We start from the raw sequence: 19,490 nt of genomic DNA on the forward strand, positions 1-19,490 counted from the left end.
GCGACTGCTGCGCCAGATGATAGCTTCAGGAGAATGACATGTACCAGAAACGCCTGTTTGGGCGTGCTTTCCTATGTATTTTCTGCATGGGAAGCAGCTTGGTTGCCCCTATTGTGCAGGCCGCGCCTTTGGCCGCGGATGCCGGGCATACCGACATCCAGCATACCGATATTGTCGACCCCGATGCGGCCTTGAGCCTGCATGACGTGGTTGAAAAAGCGTATGCCCGTAACCCCACCCAGCCTATATTGGCCGCCCGCATGGCCGAAGTGCGCGCGCGCCGCACCGTGGCAACATCGTTTCTGCCACAGGCACCTGCCGTTGGCATGAGCGCGCAGAACGACGCCGTTGGCAGTGGCCGCGGTGAGCGCGACTGGCAGGCCGAGCTTGAGTTGCCCGTCTGGCTGCAGGGCCAGCGCAATGCCCGCAAACATGTGGCCGATGCCGCCGATGAAGACCTCGCGGCCAGCCGCGACAGCCTCAAGTTGCAGGTGGCAGGCTATGTGCGCGAGGCCATCTGGGATATCCGCATGAATGCCAATGCCCTGGAACTGGCCGACCTGCGCTTGAACACCGCCATGGCGCTGGAGCACGATGTGCAGCGGCGCTTTGAGGCGGGCGAGCTCGCCAAGACCGACCTCATGCTGGCGCAGAACGAGCGCATCATTGCCGAAACCGGCCGCTTGCGTGCCGAGGCTGAGCTCATGCATGCGCGGCATCGTTACATCATACTCACCGGCTTGCACACCATGCCGCAGCAGCTGGATGAAGCGCAGTCTGCGCAGGAAGATTACAGCGAGCAGCATCCCTACTACCGCGAAGCCATGTCGCGGCTGGGCCTCACCCAGCAGGCCCGCGAGCTGGCCCGGCTGGAGCGGCGCGAAAATCCGCAAGTCATCCTCAATGCGCGCAGCCAGCGCGGCCCGTTTGAAAATGCCTTTAACGACAGCATAGGCCTCAAGCTGCGTATCCCGCTGGATAGCCCGGTGCGCGCGGCACCCATTGAGGCTGCCGCCGAGATGGAAGTCGGCCGCGCCCAGAGTGCCCGCGACAGCCTGATCTATCAACTCGAAACCGCCATGCACGAGGCCGAGCACAACCTCACGGTGAGCCGCGCCGAGCTGGAGATGGTCACGCGTCAGCAGGCGCTGGCCCAGGAAAACCTGCGCCTTGCCAACAAGGCATTCCAGCTCGGCGAGACCGATCTGGTCGGCCTCATGCGCATACAGGCGCTGGCCTACGAGGCCGAGCGCGCACTCACTACCCGTCGCATACAGCTGCAATGGGACATTGCCCGATATAACCAGGCGGTTGGAGTATTACCATGAAGAACACTATTAAGAACACCATGAAACAGACCATGTGGATATGCACCCTGATGCTGGGCTTGTTGCCCGGCCAGTGGGTGCAAGCGGCGGATATCGCCTTTACCGAAACACAACAGAATACCCTGGGCATACGCGTGGCCGCTCTGGGGCGCAATACCCCCGTCAGCAGCCATCGCCTGCCTGCCGAAATCATGATCCCCATCGGGCAGGAGCGCATGGTCTCCGCCCCGCAATCCGGCCTGGTGGATACCCTGTATGTGGCTGCGGGTGAAGATGTCAAAGCCGGGCAGCCACTGGCGCATATCAGCAGCCCGGAGCTGATTGCCCTGCAGCGTGATTACCTGCAGGCGCTCACGCAATATCGCCTGGCGCAAAACAACCTCAAGCGTGATCAGGAGCTTTATCAGGATGGCATCATCGCCAAGCGTCGTTTCCAGACCACGCAAAGCGGGCAGGAAGAACTGAGCGCGCTGCTCAATCAGCGCAAGCAGGCCTTGCAACTGGCAGGCATGGGAGCGGGCGGGATTGCCCAGCTGGAGAAATCCGGCCGCATGACGAGTGGCATTACGCTCACCGCCCCGGCCGCCGGGCAGGTGCTGGAGCAACTCGCCGCCGTTGGCCAGCGCGTGGATCTGTCGGCGCCGATATACCGTATCGGCCGCCTGCATCCGCTCTGGCTGGAAATCAGCGCACCGCTGGAAGTGCTGCCCTATGTCAGCGTTGGCATGCCGGTGAGCGTGCCCAAGTACGGCGCCAGCGGCAAGCTGATCCACATCGTGCGCAGTGTGAACAAGAACGACCAGACCGTGCATTTGCGCGCCACGATTACCACCGGTACTGAGAAGCTGGCGCCCGGCCAGTTTGTCGAGGCGGAAATTGGCGGGCTGGGCACCAGCACGCACTTCAGCGTGCCGCGCCCGGCCATTGCCCGCCACGATGGCAAAACCTATGTGTTTGTAAAAACTGCGCAGGGTTTCCGCGCTATGCCGGTGGAAGTGGTGTCCGAGCAGTTTGAAGAAGTCGTCATCAATGGCGATTTCACCGGCAAGGAGCAAGTTGCCGTCAGCGGCCAGGCCGCCATCAAGGGGCGCTGGCTGGGACTGGGAGCTGAGTGATGCTGGCAGCCCTGATCCGCTTATCCCTGACCCAGCGCGTATTGATGCTGGTCCTTACCGCCATGCTCTCCTTTGCCGGGGTGCAGGCGTTTCAACAACTGCCGATTGATGCCTTTCCGGATGTTTCATCCACCCAGGTCAAGATCATCATGAAGGCGCCGGGCATGACCCCCGAAGAGGTGGAAGCCCGCATCACCGCGCCAATCGAAGTGGAAATGCTGGGCTTGCCCAGGCAGACCATGCTGCGCTCGGTGGCGAAGTACGCGCTCACCGATATCACCATCGACTTTGCCGAGGGCACCGATATTTATTGGGCGCGCCAGCAGGTCAATGAGCGGCTGAGTGCGGTGCTGCCCAACCTGCCGCCAGATGTGTCGGGTGGCGTGGCGCCCATGACTACACCCTTGGGCGAGATGTTCATGTTCACGGTGGAAGCGCCCCATCTCAGCCTGGCCGAGCGCCGCAGTCTGCTCGACTGGGTGATACGGCCCCAGCTGCGCACGGTGCAAGGCGTGGCGGATGTGAATTCGCTGGGCGGCCTGGTGCGCAGTTTCGAGATTATTCCCGATAACTCGCGCATGTATGCCCGCGGCGTGACGCTCGATGCCCTGCAAAATGCCCTGATCGAAAACAACAACAACGATGGCGCTGGCCGCTTGAATGATGGTGAGGAATCGCTGCTGGTGCGCGCCGAAGGCCGCCTCAAGACGCTGGAAGATGTGCAGAACACCGTGATCCGCACCGAAGATGGCATTCCGGTGCGGGTGGCCGATGTCGCCGCCATCCAGCTAGGCGCGTTGACCCGCTATGGCGCGGTGACCAGCAACGCCAGGGAAGAAGTGGTCGAAGGCCTGGTACTGGGCTTGCGTGGCGCCAATGCGCGGCAGGTGGTGAGCGGCATCAAGGCCAAGCTGGCCGAGATGCAGCCGACCTTGCCCAAGGGTGTCAGCATTCATGTGTTTTATGACCGCAGCAGCCTGGTCGATAGAGCCGTGTACACCGTGTCCAAGGCGCTGGTGGAGGCCATTGTGCTGGTGCTGGTGTTGCTGCTGCTGTTCCTCGGCAATCTGCGGGCGGCGCTTACCGTGGCGCTGATCCTGCCGCTGGCGGCCTTGTCCACGTTTTTGCTCATGCAGGAGTTTGGCCTCTCCGCCAATCTCATGAGTCTGGGCGGGCTGTCTATCGCCATCGGCATGCTGGTGGATGCCGCCGTGGTGGTGGTGGAAAACATCGCCTCGCATCTGGCTGATAACAAACGTGGCGCCGGCTTGCCGCGTTTGCATCTCATCTACCGTGCGGTACGCGAAGTCAGCCTACCGGTGGCGGCGGGCGTGCTTATTATCATCACGGTATTCCTGCCATTGCTGACGCTGGAAGGGCTCGAAGGCAAGCTGTTTCGCCCGGTGGCGATGACCATTGTATTTGCGCTTTCCGCCTCGCTGCTGCTGTCGCTGACGGTGATTCCGGTGCTGGCGTCTTTTCTGCTGCGCAAGATGCCCCACGAAGAACCCTGGGTGGTGCGCAAGGCGTTGGCGCTGTATGAACCGGCGCTGAGGTGGGCGCTTGCTCACGGCCGAGCCCTTGTCATTGCTGCGTTTGTTGCCTTGGGGCTGACAGCGGTGGTGTATCTGCAGATCGGCAAGATTTTCATGCCGACGCTGGATGAAGGCGACATTATTGTCGGCGTGGAAAAGCTGCCCTCGATCAATTTGCAGCAGAGCCTGACCACCGACATGAATGTGCAGCGCGCCATTTTGCAGAATGTGCCGGAGGTGAAGGAAATCTATTCGCGTACCGGCGCCGATGAGTTGGGGCTGGACCCCATGGGCCTGAACCAGACCGATAACTTCCTCATCCTCAAGCCGCAATCCGAATGGCGCCAGCCGGATAAGGCCGCCCTGATCAACGACCTGCGCAAGGTAATGGAAGAGCTGCCCGGCCTGGCTTACAGCTTTACCCAGCCGATTGATATGCGCGTGAATGAAATGATCCTGGGCGTGCGCGGCGATCTCGCCATCAAGATTTTCGGCAATGATCTGGATGTGCTGGATCAGAAAGCGCAGCAGCTGGTGCATATCCTGCAAGGCATCCCCGGCAGTCAGGATGTTTACACCCCGCAAAACAGCGGCGTGCAATACATGCGCATTGCCATTGATCGTCTTGCGGCAGGGCGCATGGGCTTCAACATGACCGAGATCGAATCCATCCTGCGTGCGCAGCTCGAAGGCAAAGTGCTCTCGGTGGTGCAGGAAGGCCAGCGCCGCACGCCCTTGCTGGTGCGCGGTGGCGAGAGCCTGCGCCAGTCCGCCGCTGACTTTGGCAACCTGATGCTGACATTGCCCAATGGCCGCAACATTCCGCTATCTGCCGTCGCCAGGCTGGAGCGGGTGGAAGGCCCGGTGAAGATAGACCGCCAGCGCGGCGCCCGCATGGTGATCGTCACCAGCAATGTGCGCGACCGCGATCTGGTGGGTTTTGTGGAAGAAGCCAAAGCCCGCGTGCAAAAAGAGGTGCAGCTACCCGAAGGCTACTCCATGACCTGGGGCGGCCAGTTTGAAAACCAGCAGCGGGCCGCCGCGCGGCTGGCGATTGTGGTGCCTGCGGCCATTGCCATGATCTTCCTCATCCTGTTTGCCACTTTCCATTCGGTGCGGCAGGCCACGCTCATTCTGTGCAATATCCCGTTTGCCATGATAGGTGGCGTGTTTGCCTTGTGGCTGTCGGGCGAATACCTGTCGGTGCCCGCGTCGGTGGGGTTCATTGCATTGCTGGGCATTGCCGTGCTTAATGGGGTAGTGATGATGTCGTATTTCAACCAGTTGCACGCGCAAGGCCTGCCCATGCTGGAGGTAGTGACCGAAGGCGCCAAGCGTCGGCTGCGGCCGGTGCTGATGACGGCCTGCATTGCCGCCTTTGGCCTGCTGCCCTTGCTGTTTGCCACCGGCCCCGGCTCGGAGATTCAACGCCCGCTGGCGATTGTGGTGATCGGCGGCTTGTTTACCTCCACCGTGCTCACGCTCATTCTTCTGCCCATGCTTTACCAGCGCTTTGCGCATGCCAAATAAGGAAAAACAACAATGCAAGAGTCGACGACAACCATGGCTGTGCTGCAAGTAAGCGTACAGCCCGAGCACGAAGAGCAGATGGTGGATTACCTGATCCAGACGCTCCCCGGCGTGCGCTTCAGCAGCCAGATGATCAGCCTGCATGGTCAGCCCGAAGGTGGGCTTTCCCTGCGCGAGCAAGTGCTGGGCACCACGCGGCGCTGCCTCTTTAGCGTGCAGGCCGAGGCTGCCGATCTGCAGGCACTGGCCGCCGGGCTGGGGCAGGGCGCGCTGTCTTTCCCCGTGGAATACCGCGTGTTGCCGCTGTTGCTGGCCGGGCAATACACGCCTGCTACGCAGCGCGATTAAGCTGGCAGGGTTGATGCTTACAGGCTAAGGTGTCTTATCAATGCCGTGGAGAAAAGCTTATGCCGGATATGAAACAGCGCGCCCTGGATTACCACGCATTACCCACGCCGGGCAAACTCTCGGTAGAGTCGAGCAAGCCCTGCGCCACCGCCGCTGATCTGGCGCTGGCGTATACGCCCGGCGTCGCCGAGCCGGTCAAGGCCATCTATCAGGATCCCGCCGCCGCGTACCGCTATACTAATAAAGGCAACCTGGTGGCGGTGATTACCGATGGCACCGCCGTGCTCGGCCTGGGCAATGTCGGTGCACTGGCGGGCAAGCCGGTGATGGAGGGCAAGGCCGTGCTGTTTAAGCGCTTTGCCAATATTGATGTGTTTGATATTGAAGTCACCGCACCCAGCATCGAAAGCTTTATCGAGACCGTGGTCAATATTGCCCCCACCTTTGGCGGCATCAATCTGGAAGATATCGCCGCCCCGCATTGCTTTCGCATAGAGCGCGAGCTGCGGGCCAGGCTCGATATCCCTGTGTTTCATGATGACCAGCACGGCACGGCGGCGATTATTGCCGGGGCGCTGCTGAATGCCCTGGAGCTGCAAGGCAAAACGCTCCCCACGGCCCGCATCGTGTTTCTCGGCGCGGGCGCTGCTGGCATGGCAACCGCCCGGCTGCTCAAGGCCATGGGCGCGCAGGATATTGTGCTGGTGGATATTGCCGGGGTGCTGCACTCCGGCCGTGATGACATCAGCGACTATGGCCGCGACCTGTTGCGCCAGACTTCCGCCCGCACGCTGGCTGATGTAATGCCGGGTGCCGATGTGTTTATCGGTGTATCAGCTGCCAATGCGCTGCCGCCAGACCTGCTCAAGCTGATGGCGCCCAGCCCCGTGGTATTTGCCCTGGCAAACCCGGACCCGGAAATACTGCCCGCCACCGCGATGGCCGTACGTGACGATCTGATCATGGCGACCGGCCGTTCTGATTTTCCCAACCAGGTGAATAACGCGCTGTGTTTTCCCTATCTGTTTCGCGGCGCGCTGGACGCCAAGGCACGCCAGATCACCACCGGCATGCAGGTAGCCGCCGCCCATGCGCTGGCAGCACTGGCGCGTGAAGAGGTGCCGCAGGCGGTGCTCGATGCCTATGCCATTAGCGAGCTGCACTTTGGCCGCGATTACATTATCCCCAAGCCGTTTGACCCGCGATTGCTGGAGAAAGTAGCGGGCGCCGTAGCCGAGGCCGCCCGCGCCGAGATGGCAGCGGCGGTTGCGTAAGCCTGCTGATATTTGAACGGAAGCTGGATGTGATGGCACCCGGGGCGTCTCGCGCCCGCTGAACCCTAGCTATTCACCAGCTTGAGCGGCGCCCGCAACATGGGCAGCTCCGGCCTGCGTGCGCTGAGGCGGAAAGCGCTCACCGTGGCAAACAGCTGATCCGATTGCTGCAACAGTGATTCCGCTGCGGCCGCCGCTTGCTCCACCAGTGCCGCATTCTGCTGCGTCACGCCATCCATCTGGTTCACCGCCATGCGCGCCTGCTGTATGCCCAGGCTCTGCTCGTGCGATGAGGCGGCAATATCGTCCATGAATTCACTGGCGCGCTGCACGGCGGTCATCACCTCCTGCATGGTGCTGCCTGCTTGTGCCACCAGCGCGCTGCCCTGGTTGGCCTTGCTCACCGAGTCTTCTATCAGCTGGCGTATCTCCGTCGCAGCAGAGGCCGAGCGCTGCGCCAGCGAGCGTACTTCGCCCGCCACCACAGCAAAGCCACGGCCCTGCTCGCCCGCGCGTGCGGCTTCCACGGCGGCATTCAGCGCCAGAATATTGGTCTGGAAAGCGATGCCATTAATCACGCCGATGATGTCCTCAATCTTCTGCGCGCTCTGGTTGATCGCCGTCATGGTCGCCACCACATCGTTCACCACAATATCGCCTTGCTTGGCGACGCTGGCGGCGGTTTTCACCAGACCATTGGCCTCCTGGGCCCGCGCGGCGTTCTGCCGCACGGTATCGGCCAGTTCGTCCATGTTGGATGCCGTCTCTTCCAGCGCCGAAGCTTGCGACTCGGTGCGGGCAGACAAATCGGCATTGCCCTGCGCGATCTCCTGCGCGGCTACGTGAATAGTCTCGGCCGAGGTTTTTACCTGCAGCATGGGCTGCACCAGTATCTCCAGCGTGTTGTTCACGCCCTCGATAATGCGGCGGAAATCGCCCTGATGGCGGCTGGCATCGGCCCGCGTCATGATGTTGCCCGCCTTGGCCGCGGCTGCCAGCATCTGCGCATCTTCGTTCAGCGCCTGCAGCTTGTGGCGTATGGTGTCCATGGTGTGGTTGATGTACGCCTGCTGGCCGGGGAAGTTTTCCAGCGGCGCATCAAAATCCCCCTCGCTGAATTGCGCCATGCAGGCCAGGGTTTTGCGGTTGATGGTGATGTGGTTTTCCAGCGTGCGGTTCATGCTCTGCATGATCAGGGCATAGTCGCCCTCAAACGCCTCCGGGTTCAGCATCTGGTCGATCTCGCCACGCGCATGCGCCGCGGCCAGCTGCGAGAGCGAGTCGATCACTGCCTTCAGGTGGGCGCGCACGCCTTCAATATTGTCGTTGATCGAGGCTAGCTGACCGGGGAAGCGCTCCAGCGGCGTATCAAAATTGCCACGGCTGAAGGCCTGTATGCAGGCCAGCACCTTGTGGTTAATGGTGAGATGCTGCGCCACCATGGCATTCACGCCCTCGGCCACCCGCTGAAAATCGCCCTGGTAATTCGCCGCCGGAATCCGGCTATCCATCAGCCCGGCATCGTGGTCTTGCGCCATGCGCTGCATGTCTGCCATCAGCTGGCGAATGTTGTGCCGCAGCTTCTCAATGCCGGTGTTGATCATCGCCTGCTTGCCGGGGAAAGCCGGCAGCCGCGCATCAAAATCCCCCTCGGCAAAGGCATGCACGCAGGCCATGGATTGCTGCATGAGCTGCACATAATTCAGCAGCATGCGGTTCAGCCCCTCCGCCAGCGCCTGGTATTCGCCGGTGTAAGGCGTGGTATCAATGCGCGCATCCATATCGCCCGCCTCGTGGCGGTCCGAGAGATCGCGCATATCGTGTATCAGCCGCTGCAGCGTGTACGACATATCCCGCATCGAGGCCATCAGGCTCTGCTTGTCCTGCGCGGCAATGGTAATGGGCGCCGACAAATCGCCATCGGCAATGCGCCGCGCCATCTGCGCCGCCGCATGCGGCTCGCCGCCCAGCTCGCGCTCCACCGAGCGTATCACCCAGTAGCCAATCAGGCTCAGCACAATCAGCAAGCCCAGTGTGACAATGCCGCCTATCAGCATGGTGCGCGCAAACGCCGCCTGCGTGGCCGCCACCGCCTGCTGCGCCAGCTGGCTCTTGTAGCTGAACAGCGCCTTCAGCGCCGCATCCACGCGGCCAGCGTATTCCATGTTATCCATATACGATTCACGCGCCTCAAAAAACGAGTTATCACGCGAAAACTGCAACGACTCATCAATGCGCGGCAGATAACGCTGCATCGCCTGCTCGGCGTTTTTCAGCAACGCCGCATCCTGCGGGTCCGCAATCAGGCGGTGGTAATTTGCCAGCCCCGCTTTGAGTTCTGTGATGGATTGCTGAATTTCCTTATCCAGCGTGGCTTTTTTGGCCGTGTCGTTATTCAGAATAAACGCCGAAATCTGCAAACGCAGATCACCAAACAAAGCCTTCTCCCGCCCCAGGCTTTCCAGGCTGGGCACCGCATTCAGATTCACCACACTCGCCCCCGCCTGCAACTTGCTTAAGTACGCATACGCCCAGCCCGCAAAGCCCGCCAGGCCGAGATACGCCGCAAACAGCAAGATCAGCATGCGTTTGTTCACGGTGAGTTTGGGGATGTTCATGATAGTGCTCCTAAGTCCCCGCAGGGGCGGGGAGGGGGTCAGATTAGGAGACTAGTTTGTGGAGGGGGTGTTACAGAAGTGTGAAAGAGCGTATTCAGCTTTGGGGAGGTGTCACTTTATGTCACCCTTTGAGTTTTTATCCAAAAATTATATTATTCAAATCGCTTGCGATATTCATCCCAGCACGATGGTCACTTGGAGTTTTTGCTATAGAGAAAGTATAGCGACCATCATTGTTGTAAACTAGTTTGTAATGTTTTCCCTCTTCAGTTATTGTAAATCCAATATCATTTAACTCGGATCTTGTGCGAGCATCTAATCCAGAATAGGACTTAAATATTCTTTTGATGCTGCTTTTTATTTCATCTCTTTTTGAAGATGGTGTGTTTGATGAAACTAAATCTTTGATGACGTGGTAGTCACGAGATGATTCGCGTAAGGAATTTAGCCTTTCTCTTAGATTGCAAGCAAGAATGTCCTGAAATTCCTCACTATAAAATTCAACTTCACTTCCTATTTTTAAGATTCCAGAGGATGTTGACGTGGTGAAGTTTGAATGTTTTCTTAACTCGCTATTAAGGCGAGATATTTCATTTTCTGCTTCTGATATTCTCCGGTCTTTTGCGTTAATTTCAGCGTCAAAAGCTTCCATATATTCATTTATTTCTGTAGAACCTATGGATTTAAGTTGCTCTAATTTCTTTCTAGATGATTCCTCAATAAGATGTGACCATGAGCAGTTTGATATTAATCTCCTATTGGCTAAGGCAAGACGAATATTTTTTGCAATCTCCAGCTGTAGTAATCTAGGGTTTGGAGTTTCTTCATTTAAGAAATGAGAGGTTTTTATGTTGCTATCAGGCCAATATATACATACTGAGCCACCGTATCCATTTTTTGATGAAGTTAATGTTTTTAGCTTAAGTGAAAATTCTCGACTTGGCTCGACTACCACGTGAGCCATTCCTGCAACATATTTTGCAAGCTCTTCGGGATTTATGGGTACGGTATTATCAAAATTAACACTTACATAAATTATTGGTAGTTTGTTGTTCGCATTTCCATTTATTAATGCTGCAGCTATTTCCTCATCACCTTTACTCAAAGTGAATGGTCTATTAGTTACTGGAACTTGGCCATCCATTCCACCACCTAGTTTAGATAATGCCTGACCAATAAAAACTGGTTTTTTAGGTGGGGGTAGCTGTACGGCAGTTAGTAATGCTTCGCAAGAAACCTGAATGCTTAGGGTAGTAGAATCTATATTTTTTCGACATACGATTGATGTTGTCCACTCTAATCCTTTTTCTTGTTTTATATAACGAAGACCTGCGATTGATGATTGTTGGCCATTAGCAATAATTATAGTTGCCTTTTCTCCATTATTATTAAACTCTTTCTCTACATCTGTTGATATATCATTCAAGGGTTCTATCTCTAGAAGAGTATGGGGGCTCCCGGAAATCCAATCGCAAGCTAACTGAATTACCTGCGAAATTGATTTGCTATTGTCGATTGGAAATTCAGTAGAAAAATGAGTTGCCATAAGATATCCCCTGTGTAAAGAATGTTATTTTTGGATATTATTTTGAGATGATATGAAAAAATTCATAACTTCGTTTTAATGCATTGGTAGATGGAATGGTAAGGTTATATCCCCTCGAGCTAACTATTTCATTCTGGATCCTATTTTATTTCTTATATCCCTGCTGTTTGGTTTGTGTGAGCTTTAATTTTTTTTCAAACTCTATTTTCTTTGACTTGATGGAATTGGCTTCCTTCAGACTCTTTAGCAAATCTTTAAATAATGATTTATCCATTTAATAACTCTTTAATGAGGCAATCGCATTAAGCCTTCAACTTTATGTTCAGACAATTTCTACAGAAAAACTATACGCTTATTACGTTTTTTTTCTAGATGCTTGATAAGGGGTAGTTAGATAAACATCAAATCTAACAAAAGCCAAAGGGCTAGCAGAAGCTAGCCCTTTGGCGTTGTGGTGGTGCTTAAGTGGTTCGAACTAATCTAGCTAAACCATAGGCGGATCCGTCTCCCGCGCAAAGCTTCTCGGGCTGCCCACTAGCTGCACAAAGTTCTGCAGTGCATCTTCCAAAGCATTCACCGCCAGCAGGGTGGGGTCTGGCGAGCCATCGACCAGGGTTTCCGGGATGCCGGCGGTTTGCAGCAGCTGTTGGCTGGCGCCGATGGCGAGCATGGGTTTGCAGTGGCGGTATTGGTCGCGCAGGAATTCCAGGGTTTGGCCGCTGGCGGCGAGGTTTTCGGCGACGAGCTTGCCATCTGGCAGGGCGACGGCGTCGAACAATACGCTGGGCATGGTTTCTATGCTTCCTTCGGCATTGAGTGCTGCGCCGCTATCTGCTTTTACCGGGCCTAGCTGCAGGCCGAGCAAGCGGGGCACGCCGCCTTCGGCGAGAATGGCGTCGTAAAGCGTTTGTACGCTGTCACCATCTACACCATCCGCCACGAGTATGGCGACGCGGCGGCCGAGCAGCATACCATTGCCGGGGAAGTGTTGCTCGGAGAGGGCGGTGGAGGGTGGTGGCACGGGGAAGTCTGTGCTGCTGGCGAGCGGGGCGGCCTCGGGCAGGGCAATGCCTAGCCCGGCGGCGACGCCTGCGGCCAGCTCTTCATCCACATTTACCAGCAATGAGACGACGCGCTCGCGTATGGCTTGGGTTTGCACGCGGGTGAGCTCAAAGCGGAAGGCGTTGATGATGTGCTGCTGCTCGGGCGGGGATTGGCTGATCCAGAATAGCCGCGCTTGTGAGTAGTGGTCGGCAAATTTCTCTGGGCGGCCGCGCACTTTGTCTTCGGTAATGGTTTCGGGGAAGCTGGTGAAACCTTGCATGCCAGCCTGGAATGGGCAGCCGCCCGCCAGGGAGTTGGGCTCATAGGCGACACGGCCACGCGGGATGGACTGGCGGTGCATGCCATCGCGCTGGTTGTTGTGCACGGGCTTGAGCGGGGCGTTAATGGGCAGCTCGTGAAAGTTGACGCCACCGAGGCGGCTGATCTGCGTATCCAGATAAGAGTGGATGCGGCCTTGCAGCAGCGGGTCGTTGCTGAAGTCGATGCCGGGGATGATGTGGGCGGTGCAAAACGCCACTTGCTCGGTTTCGGCAAAGAAGTTGTCGGGGTTGCGGTTTAGCACCATCTTGCCGATGGGGGTGACGGGCACCATTTCTTCGGGAATGAGCTTGGTCGGGTCCAGCACGTCAAAGCTGAATTCCTCGGCCTGGGCTTCGGTGAAGACCTGCACGCCCAGCTCCCACTCGGGGTAGGCGCCTGCTTCGATGGCTTCCCACAAATCGCGGCGGTGAAAGTCGGGGTCGGCGCCGCCCAGTTTCACGGCTTCATCCCACACCAGCGAGTGCACGCCAGCGACGGGCGTCCAGTGAAACTTGCAGAACACAGATTCGTTTTTGTCATTCACCAGGCGGAAGGTGTGCACGCCAAAGCCCTGCATCATGCGGTAGCTGCGCGGGATGGCGCGGTCCGACATCTGCCACAGCAGCATGTGGGTGGATTCGGGCATCAGCGAAACAAAATCCCAATAGGTATCGTGCGCGCTGGAGGCCTGCGGCATGCCAAAGTGCGGCTCGGGTTTTACGGCGTGAACCAGGTCGGGGAATTTCATCGCATCCTGGATGAAAAACACGGGGATGTTGTTGCCGACCAGATCCCAATTGCCTGCGTCGGTATAAAACTTGACGGCAAAGCCGCGCACATCGCGCGCGGTATCCATGGAGCCACGCTCGCCGGCCACGGTGGAGAAGCGCACAAACACCGGCGTTTGCTTGCCTGCTTCGTTAAACGGCGCGGCCTTGGTGAGGTCGGTGAGCGGTTTGTAATTCTCAAAATAACCATGGGCAGCGGAGCCACGCGCATGCACCACGCGCTCGGGGATGCGCTCATGGTCAAAATGCGTGAGCTTCTCACGCAGGATAAAGTCTTCCATCGCCGTCGGTCCGCGCAGACCGATCTTCAGCGAATCCTGATTGCTGGCGACATTCACACCCTGATTGGTGGTCAGCATCTGCCCGGCGGAATCTACACGCACTCGGTCCAGATCGCCCTTCATGCGGTTTTCACCGGCAGGCGCTTTGCCCTCGCCAGTCTTGGGCGATGCTACCGTTTCATTCACCGTGCTACTGGTAGCCGCAGGTGAATCCGGCAAACTGAATGCCCCGGTGTAAGGGCAACGCGCCGCCTCGCCATACTCCTCGGCCTTGGATGGGTTGTGCGGAATCGAAGCCGACAGCTGATCGGTACCCGCGACTTTTTCCACCAGCTTGGCCGGCCCGGCCGCCTTGGGAGTATCCGGCGGAGTATGCGTGGAAGGGCCCGACACCGTGCCCTGCGCTGCCCCCGTACCAATAGAATTCTTAGCCTTACGTTGAGACGCCATGACAGTTCCTTATGAAGTTGGGAATGCGTTGCCGCAAGAGACCCCGAGCATAGGCGGAACTACCATGCCCTTTCATCGGTAAAGTCCTTAAAGGGGTGTAGGAGGATTTGGTGATGGGGGGCAGAAAACTACTTTATGGGGGAACGTTACTTTTGAATGCATTTAAAAAAATGAATTTGCTTTTTTAACTACATGTGTAATTAAAGTTTACAACTTTCGTATATTATCCCTCGTTACCTAACTCCATTGCTCAAGCTAGCAGTTCAGGAGTTATGGGAAGTCAGAGGGACTAAGAAGGGAATGTCACCTTAGGCTGAAGAAGGAATGTTGGTAATCTTTAATTTAATATTACATTTTTTGCAAAAATGAAATTTACTACTTGTATACAAACATATAAAAAGTGATAAAAAATGGAAAAATTCAATCAAAAGAGTTCTTCAATTCTACTTATTGGTAGTGTGTTAATCTTAACTGGATGCGCAGGGGATCCAGTTCCTATTTCAGAGGCTTTGAGCGATCGAAATTCATTCATAAATAAAAATTATGCTCCAACCTCGATATCTGAGAGTGTTTTCAAAAAACTGCCTCTAGATAGAACCGAAAAACAAAAAAAAGATATTGAGATATATTTTAAATCTCATGTAGAGGGTGTTAGTGGCAAAGCTTTGGATCGAAAATTAATAAATAAATATTCGATTCTTGGAAATGGCCTTGTGCAAATTATGGAAGAGTATTCTTCAAATGAGATACCAAATTTCTACAGATTTTCTATTTCTTACGAAGGTTTGGAAGAGATCAAATGGCTGGATGCATTACCTGGGGAATTAAATACACGTATGCCCATGGAAATAAAAGAAATAACAACATGGAGTAGATTTGATACTGGGAAGAAATATACCGCCATTTTCAAATCGGGAAGGGTAATGCAAATCGCTAATTATGATAGTAATAAAACCATTTGCGAAGTTGGCGAAAAATTCAACGCAAAAAACTTACATCCAAAATTTTCTGGAAATGCATTCAATCTTGAGTGCATCTATTCAATTAATGGGCTCGTTGCGTTAAAAAGCCACAAAGTATTCATTCAGGATTTAGGACTTGCTGTACCTGTAGATACTATTACCTCAAGTCTCAAAGAAACATTAACAGTAGTTGATGTATCGGGGATATAGCTCCGAAGGCACCAGATTCTTTTATCTGGTGCCTTTTTTACCACGCTAATGAATATCGACAAGTTTATATTCTATTTTGTAGTCTGCATAAACTATCTCGAGTGGAATGGCAACTCCCCAGTCTGCAATATATGCATATTTGGAACGTGAGAAAATTGCTCCATCTTTTATCAATTGACATTCAAACTCCCTAATCTGTCCTGATAGTTTTGGGTATAATTCGTTTGCCTTCGTTAATTTACTCAATGTGCACTTATTTTGTCCGTCATGATAGTTCACCAACTGAACAACATTTCCCCATTTGAAATTAATAATGGATTCTTCTCCCGGGTTTAGTCCAAGCTTGTCCCATCTGTCAACACTTTTTATCTCATAAGGCATGTCTGAATAACCTTTTGAGGTAGATGCAGATACCCACTTAAGGTTGAATAAACCTCTGTAATTGAGGAGGAAATTAAAGCCTGTCGTGATGTCATTGGATGAATACTCTGATTCAAGTTGGAATAATCCATTACCAATGCTGGAGTAGTTCATCGTTTGTTTTTTATTAACGATTTTATCGCCATTGGTGAGCTTGGTTTCGAAATCAAATCTAGTATCTTTATTTAAAGTCGCATAATCCTCTTTTGGAATTTGTTTTAATACTGATTCCGAAATGGATTGCTTGCTGAAATTCTGATTAAAATACGCCTTCTTGTCTTGTAAAATTTTTGAAATGGCAACTGGGTCGCTTGCGCATCCTGTTAGTGCCAGGGAAGACAAGAGTGATAGAGTGGTAGTACTTACTAGAAATAATTTCATATATCCCCTATGGTTTAATTTGTTGCAAATTAGATACTCTTTATTATTGATACTCTTCTAGAAAATTATAGCCTACTCATAAAGTAGTTTGGTTGGATAGCGGCATAAAAAAATATGTTATCTCCACTTTCGATCGTTAGCTTACGCATGAACGTGTAAACATTATGAATGCTTATCATCCAAAAAACAAATTCTCAATTCACACTATATTCAGATTTTGGCGTCACTTGAATGACAATGGCAACTGTTACAATCACTGTACTGGTGAGTTGCAGTCCGGATTTAAATCAAACCGAGCCTATTGGTCCGCACTTGGGTTATAACTATTTAAATGGAAAATGGCTTAGCCTCTATTTAGGCTGACTAAGGTGGCTAAATGACAGAAATGACTGATTGGCGAATGCAAGGTCAAGATACATACTTGTTGGGTTTAAGTCTGTTCAAACACCAGTACAGAAAGCATAAAGATAACTGGGATCATGACCATTGTGAGTTTTGTGGGGCCATGTTCACTGAGTCAACACCTGAAACTCTGCATTCAGGGTATTCGACTGCCGATTCGTATTACTGGATATGCGAAAGTTGCTTTGAGGATTTTCAAGCTACCTTCAAATGGAAAGTGCAGCAATAAGCTTTTAATAGGGGAAGTGCTTCCTCTGCAGGTCGGTAGTCATCAATAGAGTGCTAATGCCTTTTATAGCTACCATGCGTGCACGATCAACGGCGCGTTGCATGCATACATCCTGATTAAGCGAAAGTTGAGAATAAGCTATCTGCGTCCCTTTGTCGGATCAGGCTGTGGCAACCCTGAAGAGAGCGAAGGGTAAACGCTCAACATGAATGTTTCCACATTGTAGTAGTCATGTAACGCATGAAATTAACTAAAACCTGGCGGGGTGCAACAAACAGCAGCTGAAATGTCCCAGATTTTAGTGACACGATTTTCGTCATACATGGGCAAGTTGGCACGCCCAGGAAGGAGCGCCATTGAATGTATTGCGACGGCTAGACGGCTGGGCTTAGCCTGAGATAGTGCAGCTGCACATTTCTCAGCCGAGCATCTGGCTTAATAGGTATTTGTCGTACTGTGTTGTGCATAGGGAAGGGGACTGACGTTTAAATTATGCAAAAGTAAAAAGCCACCCGAAGGTGGCTTTTTATATTGGTGCCGCCGAAGTGATTCGAACTCCTGCCCCTTTGGATATGCTATCGGTCAATAGCAGACGCTCGCAAATGGTGTTAGATTGGACGAATGATCATATTGTGCTGGATGCGTTTTGATTTAGTTAGCAAAGATAATTAACCTACTCAGATCTACAATTCTAGAAATCGATTTAAACCAATTCAGGAGAACCCATGGAATCCAATCCAAGAGAGCATTTGGAATTTGTCAGAAACTCAGAAATAGCAGATGAGATTTATGACGCTTATTCTTATGAAAATATCGTTGGGAAACTGGTCTATGTCCACGCAACCGATAGCTTTCATTACCATGATTACACCGTGACACCGAACCAATCCCTGGATTTGGCCTCTGCAAATTTGGAAATTTGTGAGGAAAAAGTGGCGGACTATTACTTAGCTAAGGAATAGCCAGGCGCATTGATCTGTCTGAAACCTACCGGGAAAAGTCAGATGAAAAGTCGGGTGTTTAAACGTTGCCTGATAAGTTAACGCATCGCAAGGCAACAGCAGTGCCAGAAATGACAAAAGGCTAGCATAAGCTAGCCTTTTGTTTGTTTGGTGCGCCCGAAGAGATTCGAACTCCTGACCCCTTGGTTCGTAGCCAAGTACTCTATCCAGCTGAGCTACGGGCGCGTGAGGCGTGCATTATACAAGAAGCAGGATTTTATTCCAGTAAAACTTGATGATGTGCCTTTGAAACTTTGGCGGAGAGCGAGGGATTCGAACCCTCGATACAGGTTTAAGCCCGTATGCTTCCTTAGCAGGGAAGTGCCTTCGACCACTCGGCCAGCTCTCCGCACGAGGGCGTAACAATACTTGATTACGCCCCAAAAATCAACGCTCGTGGCGCTTATCTTTTTAAGCTTCTTCCAGATCAAATGCTTTGTGCAGAACGCGGACGGCGAGCTCCATGTATTTTTCGTCAATGACGACGGCGATTTTGATTTCGCTGGTGGAAATCATCTGGATATTGATTCCTTCTTCGGCCAGGGTGCGGAACATCTGGCTGGCGATGCCGACGTGCGAACGCATGCCAACACCAACTACCGATACCTTGGCAATTTTGTCGTCACCCACGATTTCGCGGGCGTTGATGTGCGCTTGTACGCCGCGCAGGATGTCCAGGGCCTTGCTCAGCTCGTTTTTATGAACGGTGAAGGTGAAGTCGGTGGTGCCATCGGCGCTGACGTTCTGGATGATCATGTCGATGTCGATATTGGCATCGGCGATGGGGCCGAGGATCTGGTAGGCGATGCCTGGGCGGTCGGGCACGCCGAGCACGGTCACTTTGGCTTCGTCGCGGTTGAAGGCGATGCCGGAGATGATAGGTTGTTCCATGTTGTCATTTTCCTCAAACGTAATCAGGGTGCCGTCGCCTTCTTCTTCAAAGCTGGACAGCACGCGTAACTTGACCTTGTATTTGCCTGCAAACTCGACCGAGCGAATCTGCAATACCTTGGAGCCCTGGCTGGCGAGTTCCAGCATTTCTTCAAAGGTGATGGATTTGAGCCGGCGGGCCTCGGGCACCACGCGCGGGTCGGTGGTGTAGACGCCGTCTACATCGGTGTAGATCTGGCATTCATCGGCCTTGAGCGCAGCGGCAATCGCCACGCCAGTGGTGTCTGAGCCGCCACGGCCCAGGGTGGTGATGTTGCCTTGCTCGTCCACGCCCTGGAAGCCAGCAACGACCACGACATAACCTGCATTCAGGTCGGCGCGGATGCGAGATTCATCGATATTCAGGATGCGCGCTTTGGTAAAGGCGCTGTCGGTCACAATGCGCACCTGGCTGCCGGTGTAGCTCTTGGCCTTGAGGCCCAGGTCCATCAGCGCCATGGCGGTGAGGCCGATGGTGACTTGCTCGCCGGTGGAGACCATCACATCCAGCTCGCGTGGGTCTGGTGTGGGCATGATTTCCTTGGCCAGGGCAATCAGGCGATTGGTTTCGCCAGACATGGCCGAAACCACGACCACGACCTGATGACCAAGCGCTTTGTAGCGGGCCACGCGGCTCGCCAGGTTCTTGATCCGCTCTGGGTTGGCGACTGAAGTGCCGCCGTATTTTTGTACGATAAGTGCCATGTGTCTTGTAGCCTAATTAATTAAACTGCAGATGCGCGCCTTTACCGACAGGGCGTGAAGCCTTGTCGATGC

General features: G+C 54.0%; 12 protein-coding genes and 2 tRNA genes. 7 read left to right on the forward strand and 7 right to left on the reverse strand.

Annotation, left to right across the window (positions count from 1 at the left end):
* Window positions 1-38 precede the first annotated feature (38 nt).
* From FNL37_RS03605 to FNL37_RS03625, 5 genes are read left to right on the forward strand one after another with little or no spacing between them, the layout of a single operon-like run.
* Window positions 39-1,328 (forward strand): TolC family protein, encoded by a 1,290-nt coding sequence (locus tag FNL37_RS03605; protein ID WP_159355162.1) that lies wholly within the window; start codon window positions 39-41, stop codon window positions 1,326-1,328.
* Complete coding sequence (locus tag FNL37_RS03610) at window positions 1,325-2,443, forward strand: efflux RND transporter periplasmic adaptor subunit (protein WP_159355163.1); 1,119 nt, start codon at window positions 1,325-1,327, stop codon at window positions 2,441-2,443. The genes FNL37_RS03605 and FNL37_RS03610 overlap by 4 nt, the downstream gene beginning before the upstream one ends.
* Complete coding sequence (locus FNL37_RS03615) at window positions 2,443-5,508, forward strand: efflux RND transporter permease subunit (RefSeq protein ID WP_159355164.1); 3,066 nt, start codon at window positions 2,443-2,445, stop codon at window positions 5,506-5,508. Before FNL37_RS03610 ends, FNL37_RS03615 begins: the two co-directional genes overlap by 1 nt.
* Window positions 5,509-5,520: 12 nt before the next feature.
* Window positions 5,521-5,856: a DUF3240 family protein gene (locus FNL37_RS03620; RefSeq protein WP_015830769.1), complete on the forward strand. Its 336-nt coding sequence runs from the start codon at window positions 5,521-5,523 to the stop codon at window positions 5,854-5,856.
* Between the two features lie 59 nt (window positions 5,857-5,915).
* Window positions 5,916-7,130: a malic enzyme-like NAD(P)-binding protein gene (locus FNL37_RS03625; protein WP_015830768.1), complete on the forward strand. Its 1,215-nt coding sequence runs from the start codon at window positions 5,916-5,918 to the stop codon at window positions 7,128-7,130.
* Between the two features lie 65 nt (window positions 7,131-7,195).
* Here FNL37_RS03625 and FNL37_RS03630 read toward each other — a convergent pair whose 3' ends face one another.
* The 3 genes from FNL37_RS03630 to FNL37_RS03640 all read right to left on the reverse strand — a co-directional run bounded on the left by FNL37_RS03630 (window position 7,196) and on the right by FNL37_RS03640 (window position 14,178).
* Complete coding sequence (locus FNL37_RS03630) at window positions 7,196-9,748, reverse strand: methyl-accepting chemotaxis protein (protein WP_159355165.1); 2,553 nt, start codon at window positions 9,746-9,748, stop codon at window positions 7,196-7,198.
* Window positions 9,749-9,884: 136 nt separating this feature from the next.
* The gene (locus tag FNL37_RS03635) at window positions 9,885-11,294 is read right to left on the reverse strand and encodes a hypothetical protein (protein ID WP_159355166.1); all 1,410 of its coding nucleotides are present in this window, start codon (window positions 11,292-11,294) and stop codon (window positions 9,885-9,887) included.
* Between the two features lie 484 nt (window positions 11,295-11,778).
* Window positions 11,779-14,178, reverse strand: coding sequence for a catalase (locus tag FNL37_RS03640; RefSeq protein ID WP_159355167.1), 2,400 nt, complete (start codon window positions 14,176-14,178; stop codon window positions 11,779-11,781).
* A gap of 410 nt (window positions 14,179-14,588) precedes the next feature.
* Between FNL37_RS03640 and FNL37_RS03645 the strand changes: the two genes are divergently transcribed.
* Window positions 14,589-15,350 (forward strand): hypothetical protein, encoded by a 762-nt coding sequence (locus tag FNL37_RS03645; RefSeq protein ID WP_159355168.1) that lies wholly within the window; start codon window positions 14,589-14,591, stop codon window positions 15,348-15,350.
* Window positions 15,351-15,395: 45 nt separating this feature from the next.
* On the opposite strand, the gene FNL37_RS03650 is transcribed toward FNL37_RS03645, so the two are convergent.
* Window positions 15,396-16,151, reverse strand: a complete 756-nt coding sequence (locus FNL37_RS03650) for a hypothetical protein (RefSeq protein WP_159355169.1) — start codon at window positions 16,149-16,151, stop codon at window positions 15,396-15,398.
* Between the two features lie 1,356 nt (window positions 16,152-17,507).
* On the opposite strand from FNL37_RS03650, the gene FNL37_RS03655 reads away from it, so the two are divergent.
* Window positions 17,508-17,744 carry a hypothetical protein gene (locus FNL37_RS03655; protein WP_159355170.1) on the forward strand — a complete coding sequence of 79 codons (237 nt, stop codon included), beginning with the start codon at window positions 17,508-17,510 and terminating at the stop codon, window positions 17,742-17,744.
* 148 nt (window positions 17,745-17,892) lie between these two features.
* Here FNL37_RS03655 and FNL37_RS03660 read toward each other — a convergent pair.
* From FNL37_RS03660 to FNL37_RS03670, 3 genes are all read right to left on the reverse strand, one after another.
* Window positions 17,893-17,969: transfer RNA gene (locus FNL37_RS03660), tRNA-Arg, on the reverse strand.
* A 69-nt stretch (window positions 17,970-18,038) separates the two neighbouring features.
* Window positions 18,039-18,132, reverse strand: a tRNA-Ser gene (locus tag FNL37_RS03665).
* Between the two features lie 62 nt (window positions 18,133-18,194).
* Complete coding sequence (locus FNL37_RS03670) at window positions 18,195-19,418, reverse strand: aspartate kinase (protein WP_013442915.1); 1,224 nt, start codon at window positions 19,416-19,418, stop codon at window positions 18,195-18,197.
* Window positions 19,419-19,490 lie beyond the last annotated feature (72 nt).

Origin of the sequence: Methylovorus glucosotrophus (assembly GCF_009858335.1) — a bacterium.
In the GTDB taxonomy this organism is placed as follows: Bacteria; Pseudomonadota; Gammaproteobacteria; order Burkholderiales; family Methylophilaceae; genus Methylovorus; species Methylovorus glucosotrophus.